The 25,304-nt window shown below is 57.2% G+C and carries 18 protein-coding genes; all 18 read right to left on the reverse strand.

The genetic code is table 11. From position 1 onward, the window contains the following. Positions 1–14: 14 nt before the first annotated feature. The 18 genes from KXG62_RS19615 to KXG62_RS19695 all read right to left on the reverse strand — a co-directional run bounded on the left by KXG62_RS19615 (position 15) and on the right by KXG62_RS19695 (position 25,280). Positions 15–2,753 (reverse strand): adenylate/guanylate cyclase domain-containing protein, encoded by a 2,739-nt coding sequence (locus KXG62_RS19615; protein ID WP_246627541.1) that lies wholly within the window; start codon positions 2,751–2,753, stop codon positions 15–17. 208 nt (positions 2,754–2,961) lie between these two features. Then, positions 2,962–3,768: a hypothetical protein gene (locus tag KXG62_RS19620; protein ID WP_218093705.1), complete on the reverse strand. Its 807-nt coding sequence runs from the start codon at positions 3,766–3,768 to the stop codon at positions 2,962–2,964. 38 nt (positions 3,769–3,806) lie between these two features. Next, positions 3,807–5,375 (reverse strand): MORN repeat-containing protein, encoded by a 1,569-nt coding sequence (locus KXG62_RS19625; protein WP_218093706.1) that lies wholly within the window; start codon positions 5,373–5,375, stop codon positions 3,807–3,809. A 48-nt stretch (positions 5,376–5,423) separates the two neighbouring features. Continuing rightward, complete coding sequence (locus KXG62_RS19630; RefSeq protein WP_218093707.1) at positions 5,424–5,810, reverse strand: DUF4280 domain-containing protein; 387 nt, start codon at positions 5,808–5,810, stop codon at positions 5,424–5,426. A gap of 21 nt (positions 5,811–5,831) precedes the next feature. Next, on the reverse strand, positions 5,832–7,505 hold the full coding sequence (locus KXG62_RS19635) for a hypothetical protein (protein WP_218093708.1): 1,674 nt from the start codon (positions 7,503–7,505) through the stop codon (positions 5,832–5,834). A 23-nt stretch (positions 7,506–7,528) separates the two neighbouring features. After that, entirely contained in the window at positions 7,529–9,580 is a 2,052-nt protein-coding gene (locus KXG62_RS19640) for a phage tail protein (RefSeq protein ID WP_218093709.1), read from the reverse strand. A 14-nt stretch (positions 9,581–9,594) separates the two neighbouring features. Beyond that, on the reverse strand, positions 9,595–11,769 hold the full coding sequence (locus KXG62_RS19645) for a putative baseplate assembly protein (RefSeq protein WP_218093710.1): 2,175 nt from the start codon (positions 11,767–11,769) through the stop codon (positions 9,595–9,597). Positions 11,770–11,783: 14 nt separating this feature from the next. Then, positions 11,784–14,903: a putative baseplate assembly protein gene (locus KXG62_RS19650; RefSeq protein WP_218093711.1), complete on the reverse strand. Its 3,120-nt coding sequence runs from the start codon at positions 14,901–14,903 to the stop codon at positions 11,784–11,786. A 17-nt stretch (positions 14,904–14,920) separates the two neighbouring features. Continuing rightward, positions 14,921–15,322: a GPW/gp25 family protein gene (locus KXG62_RS19655; RefSeq protein WP_218093712.1), complete on the reverse strand. Its 402-nt coding sequence runs from the start codon at positions 15,320–15,322 to the stop codon at positions 14,921–14,923. Between the two features lie 22 nt (positions 15,323–15,344). Next, complete coding sequence (locus KXG62_RS19660; protein ID WP_246627536.1) at positions 15,345–16,070, reverse strand: phage baseplate assembly protein V; 726 nt, start codon at positions 16,068–16,070, stop codon at positions 15,345–15,347. A gap of 2 nt (positions 16,071–16,072) precedes the next feature. After that, complete coding sequence (locus KXG62_RS19665; RefSeq protein WP_218093713.1) at positions 16,073–17,173, reverse strand: phage late control D family protein; 1,101 nt, start codon at positions 17,171–17,173, stop codon at positions 16,073–16,075. 13 nt (positions 17,174–17,186) lie between these two features. Then, positions 17,187–17,816, reverse strand: a complete 630-nt coding sequence (locus KXG62_RS19670) for a CIS tube protein (RefSeq protein WP_218093714.1) — start codon at positions 17,814–17,816, stop codon at positions 17,187–17,189. Positions 17,817–17,854: 38 nt separating this feature from the next. Beyond that, positions 17,855–21,808, reverse strand: coding sequence for a hypothetical protein (locus KXG62_RS19675; RefSeq protein ID WP_218093715.1), 3,954 nt, complete (start codon positions 21,806–21,808; stop codon positions 17,855–17,857). A gap of 183 nt (positions 21,809–21,991) precedes the next feature. Beyond that, complete coding sequence (locus KXG62_RS19680; RefSeq protein ID WP_246627537.1) at positions 21,992–22,444, reverse strand: phage tail protein; 453 nt, start codon at positions 22,442–22,444, stop codon at positions 21,992–21,994. Between the two features lie 5 nt (positions 22,445–22,449). Then, entirely contained in the window at positions 22,450–22,665 is a 216-nt protein-coding gene (locus KXG62_RS34530) for a DUF6760 family protein (RefSeq protein WP_343223500.1), read from the reverse strand. Next, positions 22,644–23,021, reverse strand: a complete 378-nt coding sequence (locus KXG62_RS19685) for a phage tail assembly protein (protein WP_218093716.1) — start codon at positions 23,019–23,021, stop codon at positions 22,644–22,646. The genes KXG62_RS34530 and KXG62_RS19685 overlap by 22 nt, the downstream gene beginning before the upstream one ends. Positions 23,022–23,116: 95 nt before the next feature. Further along, positions 23,117–23,554, reverse strand: a complete 438-nt coding sequence (locus KXG62_RS19690) for a phage tail protein (protein ID WP_218093717.1) — start codon at positions 23,552–23,554, stop codon at positions 23,117–23,119. Positions 23,555–23,594: 40 nt separating this feature from the next. Beyond that, positions 23,595–25,280 (reverse strand): phage tail sheath family protein, encoded by a 1,686-nt coding sequence (locus KXG62_RS19695; RefSeq protein ID WP_218093755.1) that lies wholly within the window; start codon positions 25,278–25,280, stop codon positions 23,595–23,597. Positions 25,281–25,304: the final 24 nt, after the last annotated feature.

The raw sequence follows: 25,304 nt of genomic DNA on the forward strand, positions 1-25,304 counted from the left end.
GGTGTACATGCAATTCATGAAATATGCAGCGCATAATTCCAGTCAGCGGATACCCCTTCTTGAAAATAACGATCGCATGCAAAAAAATATTGCTTGGCTGCCAAGTCATACCGGTTCTTCTTCACGACAGTGACAAAAGCTTGCCTTGCATCATGGAAGCGGCCGTTACGAAACAGCTCGACCGCCTCCTCGAACTGCTGCCGCGTCTCCTCCTTGAGCCTGCGAATCGTCTCCGGATCGGCTTCGTACAGATCGTAAAGCTCCACCGTCTGCCCTCCATCCTTGAGCTGGAATGCGCCCAGCTTGCGGTGTCTCCAACGCGTCATCTCCTGAGCGGAACGGAACGCCGCCTCCGTCAGCAATATATGAACACCCAACTTGTCCGACAAGCGCTCCAATTCCATCGTCAGCTGTACATCATTCGATACCACACTGCCTTCCATCCGCTGCTCCTCGCCAATCATCCCGATCATGATTTCGCCGCAATGAACGGCAATGCCGATATCGATCGGGTCGTGCTCCGCATTGTAGGATTCGAGCGTTGAACGCAGCAGGACGGCCGCCTTTATCGCATCCATGGCATCGTTCGGGAACAACGTCAGCATGCCCGGCCCCAAATAACGGCTTGTAAAGCCGCCGCAATCCCGTATGACCGGGCCGAATGTTTTCAGGAAGCCGTTAATGAAGTGAAAATTCCCCTCCGTCGTCAATCTCCCGGACAACTCGGGAAAATGGCGCACCTCGCAAACAAGAACCGCCATGACCCGGTTCGCCTGCTCTCCGAGCCGAATTTGCGTCATATGGCTCTTTCCTAGCAGCTTCAGCATTTGCTGCGGAACGAAGCGGGCATAGGAAACGTTCAGCCTGGTTACTTCCTGAATATACTGGCGAATCGAGCTGGCCATCATATTGAATCGTTCCCCCAGCTCCTCCACTTCGTCCCGCGTATGGATTTGCACCCTCACATCCCATTCTCCTCCGGCTATAAGGTTCACGCTCCGGCGCAGCTTGCGGATGGAATGGAGCAAATATGCCGTCATCCCGGTAATCACCATCACCAGAATTGCGGCACAAATGGCGATGATACCAAGAATGTCCCCCATGATGGACAAATTGCTTTCATTCACTCGGATCATATCTTTACCGGTCTCGTAGATCCCGATGATCTCTCCCCGGTCATTGTAAAGCGGGCCCAAAGCGAACAGCCAATGTCCTTTCGCGTCCCGCCACTCCCCGGTTACCGTTTGTCCTTTTTCCAGTACGAGTAAATTACTTTCATTCAGCGGAAAGGGGCGGAACATCATCACACTGTCGTCGTCGTCCATCATAATGTACAAGCGGCCGTCCATGTAGCGGTAGATCGTATTGTACAAACCATCCCCCTGTTCGTAAGCGCTGGAGAACATGCCGTTCAGCCGGGATTTAATCGCCTTGTAATCGTCATTCATGTAATCGCGCGGCGAATGCAGTCGTTCCAGACGGCCTCCGTCGACCAGAAGTTTGCTGTTATCGACCATCAGCTTCAACTGATGCAGCATCTGATCCCGTATTTTATCCGCAAACGAGGTGTAGACGGAATAAGACAGGCCGACCATGCACAGCATGACGACCGGAATAATCAAGGCCAGCTGCTTGAACAGAAGAGATACTTTCCGCCGCAGTACATGGACATATATGAAGCGGACCGTTGCAACTGCAAGCATTCCCAACATAATAATGCCCGCCCAATAAGCAACTCTCGCGCATACGACGGTCCGCGAATACCGGTAACCTTCCTTTACCGCTGCGATGCTTCCGTCCGGGTTCAATTGAATCAGCCGGCCGGAGACGGCTGCAATCATCCCCTCATCCGATACCGATACCTGTGTAAAATCGGACCATGCCTGGCTGGGAAACCGCTTGGCCAACATATCCTTTGTAATCCATGTTTCGACCGGATGGCCGGGCTGCCGCACATCCACCCGTTTGATAGCCGATTCGTAATAATCGATAAAATAAACCCGCGATTGTCCGTCCGCCGCAATGCCGGCCGGAAAGTTCAGCAGCGGTTCTTCCGTCTGCGGGTACAAGGGCGCAGCGGCATTCGCAGCCGAGTATAGCGCGCCGCGCTTCGTCGTATAAAATATGGCTCCCGCTCCGCTCCAAGCCAGTTCATTCAAGTATGCATCCGGCGGCACATGGATCGTCGCGACGGTTTCCGGCGTGCCCTTCGCATCAGCGTCAGATTGTGCCGGCAGCCGCAGCAGCAAGGCTGATTCGCGCTCAACCCGAAAAAAATACACATACCCCTCCTTCGCCGACAAATCCTGGATTTTGCCCACCCGCAGCAAATGCTCCGCCGGCGCATACACCGCGTCGTACATCACGACGGTTTCAGATCCGTCAGGCGATATTTTCATGATCTGCTCCCCGATCACCGCAAGCCCGCCGGAATCGAGCACCGTCACGAGCACATAAGCGTTCCCCTCGGCATCAGCCGCAATGCTGTTGAATAGGCGGAGCGTGTTGGGCCGGGCGTACTCCCCAGCAGGCACGGAGTAAACGAGCAGTCCGTATTTGTTCACTTTCTCCAACGTGCTTTTCGAGTTGGAGATCGTATACATACTGCCATCGGAATCTGTCGTTACGTGGAAAATATCGGTGTATGCATTTTCGGTCTTGAGGGGCAGAAGAGACCAAGCATCCCGGAATTTTATAAGCAAAGCTGCGGATAGTACCATCGCGGCTAGCAGCACTACCAGTTTCCATTTCACCAATGACCGCTCACCTCCATTCCATTTCGGTGGAATACTTATCCTATACCGCCATTGATCTGCCGACGCGCGTAATTCCGAGCGGGCATCATTGACAAAGGGCAACTTAGCTGCACTGTTGTAACCGCTGCAATAACCCCATCCCGGCTTCGTATGGCGATGGTCGCCCCTCTTCTTATCCCCCGATTCGCAACCGGGAGTGGCTAGCTTATTCATCCGCGGTGCCGGCCGAAACGAACGCTTCGGACATCAGGCTAGTCCATTCCAGGGACAGTGCCGGCAGTTCATGGCCATGAAGCTCCGCCAGCAGCCTGCACATCCCCATTGGTGCGCCTGTCCGCTCCCGATGAAGGCTGAGCATCGATTGGACATACGATTCCTTGGCCTCCACAGTACGGAGCCTGGCTTGCAAATAAGCTTCTTCGCCGGACACATACTGGCTCAGCTCCAGAAAGCCCGACTTGTACTGCAAGCTGGCGGCAGCCGCTTCCCGTCCTGCCTGATCCTCGCGCTCCGAGGCTTGCTGCAGCATGATGGCCGCTTCGGGAGCGGCTTCATCATCCGCGCCGTTCCCCCGGGTCGTTTCGGCGCTGCCGCCGTCCGCGTCCAGGTAACAGGCAAGATTGTCCCGGACCGCTTCGCTTCCAGCAGCCCGCTTATAGGAATCCGCCTGTTGCCGGGTGAGCCGCTCCAGCTCCCCGTGCGCTTGGTCCGACTTCTCGGCAAGCTGCTTCATGGATTCGGCCGAAGCCAGTCCGAAACGATGCAATATTTCGGTCTGGCGCAGCGCATGGGCTGCGATCCGTTCGTACTCGGTCCATAGCTCCAGCTTTCGACCCGTATACACATAGGCGATCCAGGCATCGATTTCGCCTTGATCAGACTCGGCCGAACCCGGCGTTATCCGCTCCGATGCGGGCGGCTCCGGCTGCTGTTCTGCCCATGCCTGCATAGCGGCCCCTGTCATACCGACCCACAGCAATAGACCCAGCCATATCGTCGACGACCGTTTCATCGCTTACTCCCTGCCTTTCACTCCTGCAAACTTGACCGCTACATGGGAGGCTTCTCCTCCTGCCGGATTGTTCCTGCGGAAGGCTTTCCATCTTCCTGCACTAGGATCTGGTATACAACATGATTCCAAATGTAGGTCTTTTGTTGCCCTCCGGCTGCTTCATTAACCTGAAGCTCTTGAACCTGAGGCTCCTTAGAAGCGCTTCTCTGTTCGAGCAGAGACCCTAACCGCTCAAGAACGGGAGAGCGGCCAAGCTGAATTTCCTTCACAGCCGCCTCGCCGGACCCTTCGTCAAGACGCGCAATAAAGCTCGTGCGCAGCTCCTGGTAACGGAGCCTTACAGCCGGGTCTGCCTCGCCGACATTCCCTTCTCCCGTCGACACAGGCAGCGCGGGCACGGGCACGGAAGCATCGATGACATCAACTGCGGTCGGTTTGCCCAGCAGCTCTTGAAGACGTGCAGGAGACATATCCAGGTACGGCGCAAACGACGGCTCACCTTGCTGAAAGAAGCCTTGATACAGTACGGTTGCCCCGTCCTGATACCATATCCCGTAGCCGGAAAGCGCCCCGTTTGCAAACTCGCCTTTATATTCCAGCACGCCCAGTTCGTTATAAAGTTTCCCTTCTCCGTGATACTTGCCTCCCAGGAACCCGCCCGCATACATGATCGTGCCGTTGCTGCGGTACAGCGTTCCATTTCCGTTATATACATTGGAAAGAAAGCGGCCTTCGTATTTCACCGTTCCCTTCTCGTCATATTCGATTCCATCGCCTGAAGGCATGCCGTTGCTGAACGAGCCCTCGTACTGCACATTTCCGCCGGCATACAGCTTCTTCCCGGTACCGTTATATTTGCCGGCAAGAAATTGACCGCGGTATACTAGCTGCCCGTCCGGATTGTACTCGGCTCCATCCCCGGAATAAACACCGCTGGCAAAGCCGCCTTCGTAAATCAGCTTGCCCGCCTCGGCGAACGACTGCCCTGTCCCGCTCGGCACGCCGGCCTTGAACTCGCCCTTATACTTCACATGGCCCTGGCCGTCGTACAGCGTTCCCGTTCCTTCATACTGGCCTGCGGCAAAGCCGCCTGTATACACCAGATGCTCCTGTTCATTAAATCGGCTGCCCTGGACGAGCAAGCCCTGCTTGTACGATCCCTGTTCGATCACCGTCCCGTCCGGCCGGTAACGCTTCCCTTCCCCCTCAAACTTGCCTTCCGCCAGCTGTCCGGTGTACAGCAGAACACCGTCCGGGCTGTACAGCTTGACCTCCCCGGAATAATCGGGAACAGCGCCGTCCGCACTTGCCGTGATCGCCGGTACCCGGTGAAGCCATTGATTCACCAACTTCGGCGGCTTGATGAAAATAAAATAATATAACGCCAAAATGATAAGGATGACGATGACAAGCAGTTTCTTGGATACGTAATAATTGCCGAATCGGACATAGCTCGCTTTTGTCGTTTCTTTTTGGGCGAGCGTCTCTTTGAATTTCTTCTTCACCCATTTGGCCAGCAGCTTCGGCAGGCTTTTGACTCTTTTGAGCGGAATGACGATTTTTTTGACTATCGGGGTGATGAAGGGTTTGACGATTTTTTCAATCATCTGCCTCTACTCCTTCGACGACCGGATGCATAAATGAATGCAGCGCGCTTACGTGAGCTGTACGGTGAATTGCCCGGGACTGGCGATCTGAATGACGCCGCCCCAGCTGCACATGCATTTGGAGCCGTTATTCAGGGCGGGCATCCCCGCGACCAGCACGGCCGGAGACCCGGGCGCCCAAGGAGCAGCCGTCGCAGGCACGCACGGCATCGGGGTAAGCACGCCCATCGCTGCAGCCGTCGCTGCGGCAACGACCGGGTTCGCCGCCGAATTGCACATACCGAACGGCATGATGTTGACCATCGGCTTCTGATCCATAATGTTGGCGACGGGCATTGCGGACATGATGCGATGAATCGGCAGAACCGTCAGCGTGCTCGGTGACGTGCCGAGACTGCATTGCAGTACAGCCCCCCCGCAAACCATTTGACCCATTCGATCACCTTCCTACTGTATTCATACCGGCTCATGTCTGGATACAGCCGCTTCCTGCATCGTCTTGATCATCGGAAGCGAACCGCTTGCCGGCGCTGCCTCGCTTTCCGAAGCTTGGACTGCCCACCAGCGGACGCGAAGCCGTGTCCGCTCCGTCTTCCGGTGCACACGCACGCCGATGCGGAACGTGCCTTTCTTCGGATAAAGCACCCACCCTACCGAGACATTCGCTAGCCCCATCGCATATTCGCTGCCGGCGAACACGTCATGCGGCCCGGAATAGATCACATCTTTGCGATTCCACATATCCGGCAGCAGCACTTCTTCCTCTTCCCGCTCGTCAGACAAGCAAGCGCTGAGGAATATCGCTCCCGGCCCGAGTCCATGCTCCATTTCATCGGAATAAAAATTTTTTTCGCGGCGTTCGTACCACTTTTTCTTTTCCTGCGGCAAAATACTAATCTCGGCGACCCCCGTGACTATGGGACGGTACTCCTGCGGCAGCGGTTCCTGCACCGGCCTGAATTCATCCTTAATGTCCGGGAATGCGGCAGGCTTCGGTACGGAGGCAGGGCTCGCCTGCGCAATGCCGGCGCTCCCGGCCGTTTCCCCGGCTGCTTTGCCCCTGGCGGAAAGCACCTTATGAAGGATCGACGGATTGATTACATAATCCTGAAACGGCAAGCAGGCTACCCGGTCGATTACATAGGTAGCGCCCATCTGCAAAAGATCGATTTTGGCCAAATACACGCAAGGTTCCGCCGAAGAATCGGTTGCGCGGTCCAGCGAGCGCGTATGGAACGCCTGCATCATACGCTGCTCGGCAGGCTGCTCGCTGACCTCAATGGTTTGCCGAAGGCTGGACAAATCAGGGTGCAGTATATCGCCGACAACCAGCCGCACGGTGTTCACCTTGGCGCCGAGAACTCCTTGCCGCTTCGTCTCGCCGGCGGCAAGCGGCAGCGCTCGCATGCGGATGACCATCGTGTACACCGTCTGAGCGCCGTCGGTCGGCTCCATAAAAGCAATTTTCCCTTCTGGGAGCGGTTCGACCGCTTCAACGCCGCTCCACTCCGGCACATATTCGAATGCGACCTGAGGGGTCTGCAACGTCTTCTCGATTGTGATTCGCAAATCGAACGTGTGCCCCGGCTCGATATAGCGCGGTACCGTCTGGAGAATGCGAAGCTGCGGGTCGCCGTACCAGACGGATGTATGCTCAATCAAGTCATCGTACTCTTCATGCGCCGGAGAAGGAGGCTGCTCCCGGATAAATAACCGGTAGCTCTCCAGAATCCGGTTATACTCGCTTACCCCTTCGTCCCGTCCGGTTGTCGCGGCCGTGTGCATCGGTTCCTTGCCCTTTTCCTCGTAGGCGATGCACAAATATACGTTTTTGGCATATTCGTTATTCGTAAACCCTTCCATGTTGGACAGCTTCAACGTCACCGGCGAAGGAAGAACGATTTCCCGGCCCAATGCATCCAGCGCCACCCCGGTCTCCACCGATACGGACTTATCGTCTACGGCGACAACCTGAAGCCCGGTAATGACACCGGAGCCAAATAACAGCCGGTTCAGCAGCCTCCGTTTATCCATGAAGTACATTTGCTCGGACATGAAATCGCGAACCGTCAGCAGCTTTCCATAAAAATAGCGGTTCCGTTCAAAAGGGACGTACCTCGATCTGTTCATCCGTTATCCCCCTCTTATGCTCATTATTCCAGGCTGGAATCGATTCCGAGTCTTGTATGCTGATCCATTCGGTTGTCCTGCTCCACGTCAATCGTAATCGTGTGATGCGGCATCGAAGAACGGTCGTTCAGCGTCAGCAGCGTAGGCTCCGACAACACCGTATTCATCCCCAAATAAGAGTGCAAATCCGTATAAACCCAAGGCTGTAAAATGATCAGCTTGCCGGTGGCAAACGCCGGTTTAAAGGCATCGATCAGCTGCTGAAGCCGGATCCGTTTCACTTCGGTTTCGGCATGCTCTGCCTTGACCAGTACATGAAACACATGCGGGTCCGCGGCATACAGCTGTTCGGCAATGGCGTGAAGCTCCGGATGGCTGCTGAACGGCTTCACTTGCTCATACTCGAGTATAATCGGAGGCTCACCGGTATAGATTTTGACGATGTCCTCCATGACGCGCTTCGTTCCACGCAGGCGGTACAGCGATGGCGCCTCGTGGAGCAGCTCCCGAAGCTGCTCATCCGTCCAATCGTCCTCCGCGGTAATGCCGAGCCAGCCCAGCAGCCACCGCAGCGGCATCCCTGACGCGCTGTCTGCGTCAAAGGTCCGCGTAACGCCAGCGATATGCCGATCCGTTTGGTCGAGCAGCGTCTGAAACAGGCTGAGATAGCGTTCGAGAAAGTCGGCTGTCGGCTCGTGCTGCCGATAAATCGAGGGTAAATATTCCAGATAAGAGCTTCTGGGAAAATGCACCTCCAGGCTTCGAACCGTCGGCGCATGGCGCTCCGATCCGACCAGCTCGAGCAGAATCCACAAATATCGTCCCTTCGCCTTCATCAGCAATGCGTCCTGCGAATCGTAGAGCGGAGGAGAAAATAAGCGCGACAGCTCGGCCAGCTTCGCGGACGGCTCCACCTTCGGATCGGCGATATACGTATCCAGATGAACGCGCGCATGAGCGATCTCCGCCTCTAGCGTGTCGGAGGCATAGTAGCGAACGACGATCTGCGTGTCCCTGTCCTGCTGCGCGTCGAGCACGATCTTATGCCACACCGTAGCATCCGAGCCGCTATCGAGCGCATCGCTGATCCACACGCCAAGCCGCCGGGCCAGCGGCTTCCAGATGGCGGGCTCCAGCACCGGACGTATCGCATGCAGGCACAGCCCCTCGGCGTCCCAGAGATAGAGCTGCCCTTCGCCCGCAAACAACCGGCTCCCACTGGCCGTGCCGGTAATTCCCCGCTCCGCGACGATTCCCTCCGAATCCAGGCGGACAAGCGAGTACGGCGAACCTTGCCGGTGCGGCTTCACGAGAGCCCACACCGAACCGGAGTCCCCCCCGGCAATCGATACGACCGGTCCGGCTTCCGCAGGAACGGGAAGCCAGCTGGCGGATTTTTCGCGCACATGCAAGCGGGCCAACCGCTGCTTCTCCTTATCGAGCAGCCACCCTCCGCCTTGATCGGCATCCATCGTCAGCTCGAACCGGCCCGCGCTCCCATCCGGCAGCTCGTTCCACTCCGGCGGCGTCACGTCGAACATCTCGGATGGCGACCCATCCGGAAGAAAGCGAAGCAGCTGCAAGCCGATGGAATCGCCGACAGACGCCAGCACCATGGCTCCGTCATCCGACGCGGCGGCCAGCGCCATACCGCGAAAGGGTTCGCCTCTCCAGTCCGCCGCCGTCCACCGGATTTGCGCGCGATCCGCAGATATCGACTGCAAGCTGGTAGCGTTTCCCGGATGCAGCATGATCAGGGAAGAACGAACCGCTGCAACGAGCGGCAGACGGTCCGCTTCCGGCGGGGCCTGCACCAACAGTTCAGCATGGCTGGACAGCTCGATACGCCATAGGCCTCCACCGGCATCTATCGCGTACCATCGCCCTCCCCGTCCTGGAATCATATCGGCCAAGGACGTTTGGGACGGGAGCGGCGGGACGCTGTGAGACCGCACTTGCCGATACACCGGCTCCCGTACGAGAGACAGCCCGTCCGGCGTCATCTCCGCCTGATAGGATGTGCCGCGCCTCCAATCGGGAGGCCGACGAAATGAGAAAAACGTAGGCTCGATCATCGGTCGTCCTCCCTTCAACCGGACATAATGAATTCGATCTCATGGCTGCCGGAAATAACCAAGCCATTCGGCGGCAGCCGGATATCTCCGCCCTCTTCCCGGTATGCCCCGTTGCCGTCGGCCGTCAGCCACACGTCCTGGATATACTGAACGCCCGGTACCCGGTGAATCCGATCGTATACGTCGCTCTTGTATATCGGCTCGCCGAATGCCCAACCGGGCGCTGCACCGCCGTCTCCATAAGGCTGAAGCCAGCGTTCGAGCGCCTGCCGCACACTCCCTTCCCGTCCTCCGTATCGCGGATCTGCGACAATAACGGCATGCACCGTAACCTTGATATACTCGGGAGGTATGACATGAAGCGTCGTCGTCAACAGACGGTACGGCTCCAGACGGCGGCGCACCGTTTGCAGCATTCCCCGGGTAGGCTTCGGACAGGGCTGGCGGCTGTACGGAACAATAACGACGGAGATATGTCCAATCTCCCGTTCCCTTGAATCGTAAGACTTTGCCGGTTTGTAGCCGGGGATCGTTTTGACCCTAGCGATCCGCAAGCCGGGTACTTCCATCGCGCGCCGTTCCAAATCCTCCGCGGTCACGCCGCACTTCGGGTCGAAGATATGCAAGCTGGCGCGCTGCATCGCTTCCCTGACGCTCTCCGGCTCAGCACCGCCCGAAGCCGGATACGGATTCGTCACCTGGAGTGCAGCCATCCCGCTTTGCACGGTTTCCAGTTGCGTAATTGTATGCTCCTTCACGTTCCCGGACTCGCCAGTCCCGGTGCGGTAGCCAATCACACGAATATTCGGAAAGGGGGCAGCCGGGGGAACCGCTCCGTAAACACCGTCCGAGAACCGGATTACACCTTCCTTTTCGTCTATCACATAATGATGACTTTGCGCATCGGAACCGTCGAAATCGGGTACACGCTGCCAATCAAACCACACGACGCTTTCCGCCCCTTCGGGTATCCAGCCGACCTGCAGTCGAAGCGTATCCGGGAGAATAGGGTGAATCGCCAAACGAAGCGTTTGCCCCGATCGCCCGGTGCCCCGATCACACTGCGCTTGGCCTTCGAACCGCTTCGATACGGCGACGGCGCGGATGGTTTGCTTTCCAGCGGGAAGCAAACCATCCGCAAACGCCAAATACGCTCTCCCCTCCGACACAGCGATCCTGTACTTGTCTTCCTCCAGGTCCGTCCATCCGCCGCTCGGATGGCTGCACTGCACAGAGACGATTCCAGTCTGGAACAAAGCATGCTCCAGTGGAAATGAAGGCTGTTCCGCAGCATGAGCGTATCCCTGCTCCGCTTCACCGGACGTTCCGTCAAAGCATTCCGACACACAGAGCGTTTCTCCCTGCCTGACCGCAGCCGTATTCCACCGCAGCTGCCGTATAAGCGGTGGGTCACAATACCCGCCCTCCGCCAGGTGCGCCTTGATTCGCTTCACGGAGCCGGAGGCAGCAGGAAGCTGGAACGTGACGGCGCCGCTTTGACACAAGCCGTACGTTTCGTCCCGGATAACCGGCAGCGGCTGCCAATCCGCTTCGCTTTCGTCCTCTAGGAAACTCCATGCCACGTTGACATAGGGGGCAAAATCGGAACACCCGGCGGGTATGCGATGCGGCGGCTCCGGACCGGCCAGCTCGATTCGCAAGGAGATCGGCGTCGACGCCGGCATCGCTTCGTCGACGGCAATGATCATGCTTGCATTCACGCCGCCGCCATCTCCGAACGGGTAAAATGGCGCACTGCTCGTTTCGAAATTTTGCGGAATCTCGTATATCCCCTCGTCCGTGTACAGGGCAAGCCGTACGACCGGGTCGGGCATAACCGTTATCGGCTCTTCGGTTTCGAACGGGAGCTCACCGGCGCGCAGCAAAGTCCCGCGCGGCAGCAAGACGCTTCGTTCCGCCCCGGAGCAGCTTACGGTTGCGATGGACGGCGCGCGATCATTGGGCGATTCCCCCAATAGCTTGAGAAACTTCCGCTCGTGACTGTCTGTCAGGACGGCAAGCTGAAACTGCTGCATTTCGATATGCCAAGCTAGCAGCTCGAGGAGGGTCATGCCCGGATCATGCGCATTTTGATCGGTCCATTCCGGAAAAATCCCGGGAATCCGGTCACGCGCTTCACGAACGAGCTGTTCAAATGTCCGATCGTCCAGGTTCGGCAAGGGCAACATGTCCATGCTCCTTTCTACTTCTTGACCTCCACCCGGATCCGATGCCGGCCGGCGGCAACGACGCCATGCGGCACATCGCCGATCTTCTCCGGATTCCACTCGGTCCGCATGCCGTCTTCCAGTTTAACCACATCCAACGCCAGCTGCGGAATATGCACGACAGGCCCGACCGACTTCAGCAGCGCATAAAACATCGAGGAATGCACGATTTGGCCGATATTCCAGCCCCTCCCGTCCGCATTGCCGACCAGCGGGTCCAAAAACATATTCAGCTTGCGGCTGATTTCCCTCTCTACAGGAACGACATCGTCCATATGCTTCACCCAGACGACGGCCTGCACGCCGATTTCCAGAAAAGCCGGCCCAATGACCTGCAGACGGCCGGGGAAAGCAAGCGCGGACGCCGCCCGCCTTAGCAGACTAGCCTCCACCGTTCGTTTCAGCTCCAGAAAGTGTGCTCCGTCGGTACCGGATTTGGGCAGGACGACGACACATAAGGAGCCCGGCTCCTTTTCCAGCTTCACGTTCACATTCGGCAAGCATTTGACTTTAGCCACATTGGGATGCGCTTCGCGCGTCAGCCATTCAAAATCCTCGCAGGTGACAGCGCGGCCCCGGTGCGTGAAACGTTTGGGTCCCCGAACGATAGCTTCCTCCACCGAGCCCGCATCACAGCCGCCGGCAGCGGGATACGGACTTGTTACACGGTCGATATAGGCAATCGAGCTTTGCAGCGACATCATGGCGCCCGCCGGCACATTGCCGCGTACGCCGCCGCCCGTCGCATAGGTGACGCGAACATGTTCCTCGCCCGCTCCTGCCGGCTTCCTTCCGTTTCGCCCGTCGCCGAACGCCAATCGGCCGGTAGCCCGGTCCATCACATAATGACGGTCTTCCGGACCGGATCGCAGCAGCTGCGAAACCGGCTCATAGCGTACCCAGACCTGCATCACCTGCTGTCCCGAATCCCGTATGATTTCGACGGGCGCCCCTGTCTGCTCGAGCGCGCTGATTTCGTCGCCCGACAGCATGCCGGTTTCATCCACCCACACTTCCTCGGAAAGCAGCGGGGTCCGGGAGAGCACGTAATAGTCCGTCAATTGCTCTTCGGCCCGGTCGAGTACTTCCACCCTTCGCGGATATTCATTGCTAACAGTCTGCTGCTGAACGACGAGCGTCGTATTCGGCAGGACGCTAAGCGCCCTCGGCGCGTGACGCGCCTCCTCCGCGCGATCGTACCGCCCATCCCGGTTCACCGCCCGAATCCAATACCTTGCAGCGCCGAAGCGGACAGCCCGCACCATATCATGCGGTCCGATGAACCGGACGCTTCCGCTCTGGGTGAACCCGTTCGTATCATCGGCGGCCGACAAGGAAGACCACACCACCTCGCTGCCAGCCTTCTTCATATATTCCCACTCCATGACCGGCTTATCGCGCTCCGCTACGCGCCGGGGACTCAGGTGCATATACAGGCTGATCGGCCCTTGCTCCGGCGGCGAATCGAAGCCGAACCACAGCGCCGGACTCCTCCCCTCCAGCGCGGCAAAGGGCCGGAACGGGACGCTTCCGGTTTGCGCCTCGCTTGCCCGTTCGCTCCAGTCCAGATTGTTCAACAGCAGCAGGGTCTGCGGCGTAATCGCCGGACGATCGTAACCGAAACGCAGCCGCACATTCGAAATAACGGGAGCGTAGTAGATCGCATTCGGCGAATACGCGTTGCTGATCTGCACGATACGTCCGCGAATCCAGTAATTTTCCTCTGCATTGACGAATACCTCCCGGAGATCATCCGGACAAAGAAAGGTAAGCTCCCTCGCCTCAACACCTTCCCACGGCTCGCCGAACAGCTTCTTCGCCTGCGCCTCTACCGGAAGAGTCACCCAACTGCTGCCGTTCCAATATTCCCACATAACGGCTGCAATGGTGACCGGGTCGGGAATCTCGGTTTTCTCGATTTCATGCCGTTTCATAATCGGCTTCCATTGAATTTGCGGCGGCCGGTCGGGAAGCAGACGGTAAGGCGTAAATTCCGCATCGAACCGGATCGAAATGAGCGCGCCCCGCTTAGACAACGCTTCTTGACTGGATACATAGAACAAGCCGAATTGCGCGAACATATCGCCAAACGGCAGGCAGCGCTCCGGATCTACCTGCATGTCGTTGAAATAGAGCCGGTCGGGCGGGATTCCCTCCTCGTCGCCGGCGGCGGCGAATTCGCTCTTCATCTCGATGCGATCAAGCTGAACCTTGCCCAGCGGCGCTTCCCCCTGGCGTCCCATCGAGACGGCGCGGCTGCGGATCCAGCTTCCGTTTAGACCCTGAAGCTCGACGGGATCGATGCTCATTCGGCTTAGCTTGACAAGCCGAATGAGCGGGCCTTGCCCGTATACGCGATCGAACGGAATCCATGCGCCGCCGCTGTAATATTCCCACCGCACTCTGGAGGGATCCGTTAATAGCTGTACCGCCTCGTCTGCGGCATGTGCATGACGCGAATGGTGGATGCGAAGCTCCAGATAGGCCGGATGGCGGAGCAGAAATAACGTATCATGCCGTATATACATGACATGCTCCTGTTCGTTCTGTCCTTCCCCTCCGAATAATGCCACACCGCTTCCGTCCGGACTCAGCGACGACAGCGCGCCAGCGCTCGCGAGTCTGACGATCCGGTCCTGTTCCGGACTGACGGTCAGCATATCCGTCAGCTTGGCCGGGGTCAGAAGCAGCGGCTGCACGGTTTCGAACAGCACCGGCTCGGGATCGCCGGGGACTGCCACGGCAAGCGCCGTCCCCTTCTCGACAAGCACCGGCTCCGGCGCGCCTTCCGTCAGATGAAATGTCACTTGCGCCAGTGCGGGCCGCGCCGGAGCAAGTCCGATCTGAAACCGGTTCAGGAATGTAAGGAAACTCTTGTGCGGCACCTGATTGAGCCGCCGGATATTGCCCTCAAGCAAATGTGCGAACAAGAGAGACAACGCCGTTCCCGGATCCGGGTCCTCCGGACGAAACCGCCACTCCGGCGTATAGAAAGGCGCCATCTGCTTGATTTGCTGAAGGAGCTCCGCCATATTTCTTTCGTCGATCATTGGCGAGGGGGACCGTGCGTCTGCACCCGTACTGCGATTGTCCATCGTCTCTCTCCGCCCGTTCATTTTGATCCTTCGTATAAGTAATAGGGGTATACCTGATTAAACAAATTGTTCGTCGTTCTGACCTTGTACTGTACTTGAATCAGAAGCTTCTCCACCTTCGCCGCATCCCGCTCCGCCCGCACCTCAATCTCATGCACGCGAGGCTCCCACAGACGAATGGCCTCTTCGATTTCCGCTTCAATGAGCCGCAAGGTCGTGTCATCGCTTCCTTCGAACAGGAAGCGGTCGATGCCGCAGCCGAATTCAGGCCGCATCAGACGTTCGCCCTTGGCCGTCCAGATGATGATGCGGATCGCTTCCGCAATATCGTCCTCATGCGCGGTTTGCTTAATACGGCCCGTCGCGAAATCCACTTCAATCGGAAACTTCCAGCCTTGGCCCAAAAATGCTTTTGACATTGCAAGTCCTCCGCCGCTTCAATCAGTTCAATTTAACGATAGACCCTTTTATGGTGATGAGTCCGTCCGACTTCATATTCAAGGCGCCGGAAGCCTTCAAATCCAAACTCGCTGTCGCTTCGATCGCAATCGCAGCGGATTTGATCTTAATGCTTTTGGCGCTTTCCACGATGGCATCGCCGTTGCTGCCGATCTTGATCGTGGTGACGCCGCTCTTGATTTCAATTTCGTCGCCTGTACCGCCCTGGATCGTAATGACGCTCTTGCCGTTTTTCTCCTGCAGCCTGATCCTATCCGTCTTTTCGAGGAGCTCCAGCTTATGGCCGCTCTTGGTACCGACGGTCAGCTTCCCGTCTCCCTCCGTATCGTCGAAGACGATCTCGTGCCCCAGACGCGAGGCGATTTTGCGAATATTGTTCTGATCGTCCTTTCCGTCCGGAGGCGGCTCCTTCTTGCTCCATAAGCATCCGATGACGATCGGCTTGCGGATGTCTCCAAGCTCAAAAGCCACCAGCACTTCATCGCCCACTTCCGGCACGAACAGCATGCCGCGGCTTTTTCCGGCCATAAGGGACGTCACTCTCGCCCAATCGAGAGCATTCTTGTCGTCAAAAATCGGAATTTCAATCTTTACGCGCCCCAGCTTCTCGGGGTCCTTATTATCGGTTACCAATCCGACATACACGCCCTGAACAAGGCCGTTCGTGCTGCTGTCGGAAGCGTAAAGGGAGTCAAACATTCCGTTCATCGCTACACCGCATTTCCCTGCACTTGGAATTGAGTCAAATAGCCCGATTCATTGATCGTATGCGTCGCGCCTTTGATGTAATACGGCTGGTTCAAGCGCTTGCCGAGTCCATCCAGCATAATATAGCGGCCGGCTCTTATTTCGGGCAGCCCGATGCATTCCGCATCTCCTGTTATCAGCCTCATGGCGCGCTCGTTCATGGCGGCTTCGGCCTTTGCCGCAGCGTCCTGCGCATCCTCCACATTCAAGTACAAATATTCCTCGAACGAACCGAGCGTTTTCAGCAGATCGGCGCCCGTTTTGGAGTTGGTTCCTATTTTGTTCACCGAATCGGCGGAAGACTCGATCACCTTGCGGTTATCCGCGTCCCAGCTTCGCACAATCACTTTAGTCACTTGCTCGGCAATATTTTGCTCGACATTGAAGCTCATCAAATGCTTCCCCCACGATAATGTCATCAAGGGTGCCTTGTTTTGGTTTTTTTTGCGAAAATACAACGTTTTGCCCACAATGAAAAACTCGTAATTAAGCGACTGCGCCAGTGAATGCAGAAACTGGTAATCATTGTCCGGCTTTTTGGGGAAGCTCTCCGGGGCGCTCGTCGTCGCGTCGATCACGAAGCTGTTCGCGCCGTACTGCTGTCCGACTTCCTTCACAATATCGGTAATTTTTTTGTTGGCCCATGATTTGGCGCTTCGCCCCCGCATCATTTTGAAGGAAAGATCCATCCCCGTTACCGTAAGCTGCGGGGTGCCGCCAGCCGGAAACCGGATATTCACAGCCGTAATGTACCCGAAAAAAATCGGGGTCAGCCTGTCGGTGTAGCCCATATGCACCTCCAGCGTCCGGCCAAGCGTCAACATCCGCTCCAGCCATTCGAAGTCGCGGGTGACCGGATTATACGCGTTGCCGACCGTGAAGGTAACCGAGTCGGCCTCCTGCGATGTCGTCAGCTCCACTGTAAGATTCGTTACGGCCATCCCCTCTCTGACCGCATCCTGATGGTCGATCAGCAGCTTGAACGCCGGCGCGACGAAGTTCCTGTATTTCTTTTCAAGGTCATCGAACATGTGTTGATCTGTTCCCAACTGCACTTCGGACATCGGTTCACCTGCCTTACCCGTACAAACGCGGAATTTTGATCATCGTACCGGGCTCCAGCCGTTTCGGATTGAGTCCGGCATTCGCGCGGGCGATTTCTCTCCACAGACCGGGATCTTCGTATTCCTCAGCGGCGATTTGCCACAGCTGTTCTCCCTGCTTGACGGTGCGCTGCTTCGTGCGGTCGGCGGATTGCCGCGGGATGTGCGTAAACTGCTCCTTAATGCTCTGCACAGCCTTAAATGTCACATTCAGCGTAGCTCTTACCGGAATGCCCGATTCCAGAAACATCGTATACCGCTGGGAGACGCTTTCGACGATCCCCTTGAACTGCAGCGTGCCCCAGACGAATTTGCACTGGGGCGGCGCGTGCAGGTCCTTGTCCACTTCAAGCAAACCGGTAATGAGCGAGGTATGGCTGCGCACATCCCTTTGCACCTCGTAGGTATCGAAAAAAAGCTCCATCGACAACGTTGTCGCCTCTCCGCTGACGAATTGGGCAATCGGCTGGTTTAATCCGGGGATTCTTTGCCATGCGTATTGGTTGGACGCATTCAAAGCATATTCGCTCGGATTAAACAGCACGTCCACACGCTCGGTATGAGGACCCCGGAATACAACAATCATTGCTTTTTTCAACGCCAAATCCGTTCACCCCGGTTGTTGTCAATATCGTATACCGTCTACATTCCCCGCCGCTGCCGCATCGTCCGCATCCGTTGATCCATTTCCTTGATCATCTGATCGGCAAGCCGCCTCGTATCGATCGGCGGGTTGGACCACAGCTCTTTGGCGTGCTTCAGATCGCGTTCTATGGCTTGAATCGCGTGCTCCATCATTTGAAGCGCCGGCCCCGAAGCAGGTTGGCTCGATGCCTTTCTTGCCGCTATCTCCATGCGGGCAGCATGTCTTTGCGGTTCCCGGCGTTCATCCTCATGTCCCGCCGCGCTCGTTCCTCTACGCTTGACAGCATGCGAGGTAGTGGCGGCGGGAGCGGCGGGGGATACCCGATGTTGCGGCGCGATGCCCGCCCAGGCACCGCTCCCGGCAGGCTCCGCTCCCGCCGTCGCGCCGATTCGATCCATCCTCGCAGGCTGCGGACGGTTTAGGCCGGGCGTACTACGTCCCCCGATCACAGTCCGCAATGCTGGCGTCAGGTCCGTTACAAGCTGGCCGCCGCTGGCAAGCACCGAAGCGGCAGACGCAGAAGGCCATTGCGACGGTCGCGGCGGGGATGCGTTCATGCCCGCGCGAGACAATCGGGCCGTTTGCTCCGCCGAAACGAATGCGCGCGCATCGAGCGGCGGCCGTTCGAAATGCCGGCGAATCACGCTAGGCCCGTACGCGCTGCTTGTGTTAGGCCGCGACGCTTTCGCTTGCGATCGCCTTGTAAGATGTCGGGCCGTGTCCATCATCTCAAGCGCTCGCTTCGACGCTGCGGGGCGTTCGGCTCGGCCCCACGCCGAATGCCGCCAACGCATTGATCGGTCCGCTTCGCGCCAGGCGCCAAGCCGCTGCGAGGCTCCGTGAGCTCTTGTATCGATGGATTGCGGGCCTATCGATACCGGGGCGTTCCTGCTGGCCTGGTACGCTGCTCTCGTCCGATACAGCAGCGTATCTTGATGTTCGTGCGCCGCTGCATTGGACAGGTTCGCCTTCAGGCGGACATGCAGGCGGGGGTGGCGTGATATGGGCTTCCCTGCCCTGCCGGCCTCAACTCCCGCAGCATCTGCAATTCGCCGGTTTCTGGCGATGAACGGCGCGCTGACGGTGTCCCTTCTGGTCGGACGGATCGCCAGAGCTGTCTGGATCGTCCGTGCACTCCGCTCGGCTGCTGCTTCCGCATGCCTGCTCTGAGAGAGTTCGGCTCGCCGGCTGACCGGCCTTTGCAGCAGCGACAGGTCCCCTCTCACGCCTGGGCGAGCCGTGCCCGCGCCTGATACCGCAGCAGGAGATCCCTGTTCCACCGGATGGATGATTGCCAAACGGCCGACGCTTCCTTGAAGCGGCTTGGCGGCTATCCGCACCTCTGCGAGTGTGCCAGACCGCTTCGGCGATGTGAACGGCGATGTCCCGCTTGCCCACTCCGGTGCCGCTCGCTGCCTCCAGCCGGCTGCAAGTCGCAAGCTTCCGCTGACTGTTGGAGGCGCCCCGCCCATTCGCAGGCGGCTTTCCTCGATGCGGATCGGCGTCGGCGCTGCATCGCCGGATAGGCGGCGTACCGGCATAACAAGCCGCACACCCCGGTCATGAGGACGCGAATTTCCTGCTTCCTGAAGCAAATTGTAGGGCAGCTTCGGCAATGGGGAATTTCTCCGCCCCAACAGACGACTGTTGATCATTGCCGTTTCCAGCGCCGTTTGTACTGACAAGCGCCTAGCAAAGAGCTCATGGCCCCTGATTTGCAAATGACCCCTTACGACATCGCTTGTATTGATTTCACTCACGGTTTGCTTTAATGCTGCTTGTGTACGCGGCAGCATACTGTCCAACCGGGCAGACGAATAATCCATATGTTTATATTGAAAGAAATCATCGGCTTGCGGGACAGGCGTCTTTTGCCGCACTGTGCGTGACGGCATTCTGAGCAGCCAGCGGTCCTTTTCTTGCTCTGCCCGACCGACTGTCTGTCCCGTCAAATACATATTCGCCGCCGATACGGCGTCAGCACGATATGGAAAAACGCCGGTATGACTTGTGACAAAGCCTAAAAGCTTCATCTGTCGTACGAACGGCGTGATCGCATCGTTACCTTTGATGGCAGCAGGATGCCGCAATCTACGATTAAGCTCGCTGTTCGCATGCATAACCATAGCACGGATCCGAATTGCATTCGAACCATGCGCAATTCCGATGGGCTGGCGCGTTGCACGAATCTCCATCCGCGCCGGTTCGCTTTGCCGATGTGCCATTATCTGAGCACCCGTTAACGTCTGAACGCGAGGTCGGCGCGTTGCGCGAATCTCCACCAGCGGTAGTTCGCTTGACCAACGCGGCGCTACACGGGCATCCGTTAGCGTCTGTCCGCTAAGAAGACGCGCTGCACACGTCTCCGCCAGCGTCAGTTCGCTACGCTGACGCATTATGCGGCCCTCTCTTACCGCCAGATCGCTATGATATCGTGTTACACGGGCCTCTCTTACAGTCAGTTCACTTTGCCGCAGCGCCATACCACGAGTTCGTATTGGCACGTGATCACCATGCCCGAGCACTGCCCCGGCTTTACACGTCGTTATGCTGTGGCGAAGCTTCGCTACCGGCGCTTCCCACGGCACCATTCCGTGTGGCCTGCGCGCAGCTGGCAGCCCCTCGTTTGGACCGAGGGTATAGAAACGCTGAGGCTGAAGCACCGGCTGCCATGCCTTACGACGCATGAGCCGCTTCGCATAAACATCTAACGTCTCGTCCGTTATCGGCCATAAGACGGCGAATTGCCGTACATCCCTATGGATGAAACGGAATCGAAGCGGCTGTGGACCGATATATGCAACCGGTGCGTCTGCATGCTTATGCCGCACACCGCTGGCTTGGAGAAACCGTCCCTCTTGCAGCGGTAAGTGCGCCTTCGGGCTTCGGAGGGCTTCGTCTGCCTCTGCCATCGGAGCCCGCCGCCATCCGGTCTGATCATAGAAACCGACACGCGCTGCGCCTTCCGGACGGGAAGAGCTACTCTTTCGTTGGTTCTCCACAGTGGCGGGCTGCATTGCGGTCAAAGTCCGTGTGATCATACTAACCCGATGCCATAAGCGGAGCCGCTCCCACACCGCTATCGCGCCTGCGGCAGCAACGCCTGACCTATTCGCTGCGTTCGAGCGCTGTACAAGGCGGGCCTGCGCCCTCGCTCCATATCGAGGCTGTCGCGCCGGCTCGGATAGCTCCTGTGCCGTTGCAGCAAGCCAAGATATTATGCTCGCTTGCCGCTTGCCATTCCCTTGCTTAAACAAAGAAAGGTCAGCATATTTCTCCGACCGGGCAGCCATTACGACCTGTCCGGCATAGAAGTAAATCGGGCTGACAAGCCCCTTTATATCAAAGAAAGGACCTCGTCCGGTATACAAGCGGAGGTCCGCTGACGATTGTGTCGTTATTGGCAAGCTGTACACCGGATAAAGACGCGATACCGCTGCTTGAGGAGCAGAGTATGCCGCCTCTCCGCCCGGGGCTTGACCCCGGCGATACACGGCCTTCGTGCCAAGGGCGAGATAAGCCATGGCAGGGCTTGTATCCAGATTCGTCTCCGTCACAGCGGACGGCTGTGCCCTCTCCGTACCTTGGAACCGCACCATCTCAGAGTGGGCGACAGCGGCTGAGCGCACAAGCTGCGCTGCTACAGCGCGGGGAGACTTCAGCTCCGCAGAGGGCGTGCTGCGCCCACCGGCAAACCGCTCGTAATGCGCCTCACGGCTCGACTGGCGTACGTTCGATAGCAGTCGAAGATGCCGCAGGTGCAGCGCGATGGAGAAGGACAGGGTCGCATCATCGCTCCCTCCCTTTGACCCCAGCCGGTGAACCAGCTGGCCTCGCCTCCCCTTATGCCCAACGGTCCAGCCATATTTGCCCGCGATTCGTCCGGCGAACCCCCCGTCCGAAAAGCGAATCGAACGCGACAGTCCGGGGCCGACGCCATAAGAAGACATAACAGCTCCTTGTCGTCCCCGCTGATCCGTCAACTGCTCAACACTCGCAGCCTGCCCCCTGAGCACATGACGGACGGTTAGATGGCGTATACCGTTATTCCGTTGTCGATGATCCGACCCACCCATGGCTGTGCCCTCCAGCTTGTGTTTTCCGTTGCCTGCCGCATCCGACACCCACTTGCATCAAAACCAGCTCGCAACCTTGAATCCGTTATGCGTCAATTCGATCGCCTCTACCGCTATGTCGCTGCTGGAAGCGTTCAATTCAGGGCCGGACCATTTGGTCGGGTAAGCATCGTAAAAATTCCAGCGGCGGAATTCCAGGTCATACTCGTTGTACAATATAATCGCTCCGCTCTTGCGGACGATACGGCCTTCCCTCACATCCGCGTACCAATTCCACAGCTCGTTGGTCAATGTCATGCCGCGTTTGAGAACAATCGGTTCGAGCTTCGTTCGTACGGGAAGACGGTGCACATATTGATTCAATCCGCCCTCCGGCACCTCTTGCAGCTCTGTTACCGCTGTAAGTCCGCTCACTTCGGAAAAACCCGCCACCAGCATCCCGTCAAGCTCTACCCTGAAGCGGTATACGCCTACCACATAAGGACGGATCGAAAACCATTTGCGCAGCACCTTTGTCACCTCTTTTTGAACACATCGAAAGGATTGTGTTTTTCCGGCTCGTCGCTTATTTTACGGTTCATTTTGGATATTTCCTCGCACCATCTGCGGCGCTCCCGATGCTCCATATTCATAATCTCATCGTGGGACCAATGGAAGTAGTAAGCGATAAAGCCTGTTTCCTCATAGAGCTGATCCTCAGGAAATACGCTTAAGCCCCTTCCGCTTCGGATAAAAAAGAAATGTCAACCTCATGCTCATGCTCGCACTTGGGACAAATCGCGCGCACGGTCAGCTTGTCCGTATCGTTAATTTCCCGATAAAAGTTTTGCAAAAAGGCCAAGTCCGCCGTGAACAGCTTCTCGATCGTCTTCGTATCGACCGCGCGAACATCGCCGAGCTCCGTAATCACGCGGGACAATAAAATAATGCTCAAATAACCGGGATTTTGCTGCACGCGCTGGTCGCGCATCGGCAAAATTTCGTCGGCTGCCGTCGCGAGCCGCATTGTTCCGGACCGGTGGAGCGTTCCGTTCTCGTCCACATAACCTCTGGGCAGCACAAACTCATATTCCGTACGAAATGACATCATAACCCTCCTTGTGGTGTCTAAAGCGAGTGAAAACAAAGAAGAAAGATGGAGGAACAACGCATATTCCGCTGTCCCCTATCCTTGTTCGTTCATTATTGTGTGCGAAGCATACCTTCATGCGCCAGCTCCAGCAGTTCAATGGCAACCTCGGAAGCCGAAGCATTAAAATCCGGAGCCGTATATTTCGTCGGCCACGCTTCGATGACTTGCCATGTCGCCACATCTTCACCGCCTTCATCGATAGCGATAATCGTGACGGTCTTCCTTTCAACCGATCCTTCGACAATGCACTCTTGAACCCACTCGAATAAATCCAACGATTCGGTGGCGCCCCATTTCAAGGTGATGTTGCCGTACTTGGCGAGCCCGGGCAGCTTCCTTGGCGTTATTACATCTGTGCCTTCCCTGTACTCCACTACATCGAGGGAGGCATCAAATCCGGATACCTCGCTGAAGCCAGCCTGCTCAATTCCTTCCACCTCTACGCGAAATCGGAACTTGCGATACGGATCATTGCGTTCGCCTGCCATGTGCTATACTTCCTTCCCTTCTTTTTATGGGTAACGCGCATTACTGCTCGTTCGTTTTCTGCGTAATACGGAATATGACGAATTCGGCCGGTTTCACAGGCGCAATGCCAACCACGCAAATAAGGCGGCCATTGTCAATATCGTCCTGGGTCATCGTGTTGCGGCTAATATCAATATAGAACGCTTCCGACGGGGAGGACCCCATCAAGGCGCCGCCTCGCCACACACGGGTCAAAAATGCATCAATCGTGCGCTGCACGCGCGCCCATAACCGCTCGTCATTGGGCTCGAATACAACCCAATTCGTTCCGGCCTTGATCGATTCTTCGACGAAGATAAAGAGGCGGCGAATGTTAATGTACTTCCATAGGGCATTCGAGGACGTCGTTCTCGCTCCCCAAATGCGGATGCCCTGCCCGGAGAAGCTGCGAATCAGGTTCACGCCTTTCGGGTTCAAAACATCCTGCTCGCCTTTGTTATACTGTACCTCCAGCCCGGTTACGCCGCGCACGACTTCATTCGCTGGCGCCTTCTCCACCCCGCGTGTGCTGTCGCTGCGCGCGTAAATGCCGGCTACGGAGCCCGAGGGAGGAATGAAAATATTGCGTTTTTCCAAGGGATCGAACACTTGCAGCCACGGATTATACATCGCGGCATAGCTGGAATCGAACATATCGCGATGCGTGAGCACATCGGGCACCTTCGTCTTCTCCCGCGGTATATCGAGAATGGCGAATCGGCTGCCCAGATTTTCGCAATGCGCCACAAGCGCAAGCTGTACGTTCGGATCGGTAACGCCGGGAACCGCCATAATGCTGACTTGATCGTTATCGACGAACGCCTGGATGCCCGTTCGCTTCCCGGGTCCGCGATCCTCGCCGATATATTGATCTGGGCTGATTCCGCCGGACGAACCGTCCGAGCCGCCGGCAAGTGATATGCTGAATGTGCTTTCTTCGCCGAGCAGTTCTGTCACCTCGGCATCTTGTACCGCCCGGATGTGAACCAGGGCCGAGCGCGAAGCGGCGTTATCGACATAATTGGCCGCAGACGGGTTGAAGGAGCAGTGCTCGAATGTTTCCGTCTCCTCGCCGTATACAACATGCAAGTTAAATTCAACCGTCGCCAGCGTCTTCAGCGGAAGCAAGCTATTGTCGACGACGTCTCCCCCCAGCGGATGGTCCAGCTCGATCATTCGATCTCGGGCATGTACGACCTTGCTCATGATGCGGGACGCGCCATGTGTAAAGACAACCGTATCGCCTTCATGAAAGCCCGAGCTGTTTTTCACGCGATATTTACCTTCACCCAGATCCTCATAAATTTGCGTCTTTGCCTTGCTGGAAGGCTCGCCGTGAATTCGAATTTCGTTCGCCCAGGCACCCGGGTTTTTGGCCGATATTTCAAAAAAATATCCGCTGCTCGCGGCGACGGCGGCATCGGAAGGCGCAACTCGCATAATGTAGGCACGCGAGCCCCCGTTCATGAAAAATTGGTCTGCCGCATAAGCCAAATAGCGATGTGCGCCGAACTGATTCTCGGACAAATACCCTCCGAATGTTCTTTTGAATTCGTTCATGCTTGTCACAAGCACCGGCAAGCCTTCAACCGGCCCCCGCTCCGCCATACCGATGAAGCCGGCAGTACTCGTGCTTACGCCGGATAGCGGCTGTCCCGCACTGTCAAACTCCTCAACGTAAACGCCGGGTGATAAATATTCGGCCATTGTCATGTCCCGATATTCGACCGG

It is taken from the genome of Paenibacillus solanacearum, from assembly GCF_910593845.1.
Taxonomy (GTDB): domain Bacteria; phylum Bacillota; class Bacilli; order Paenibacillales; family NBRC-103111; genus Paenibacillus_G; species Paenibacillus_G solanacearum.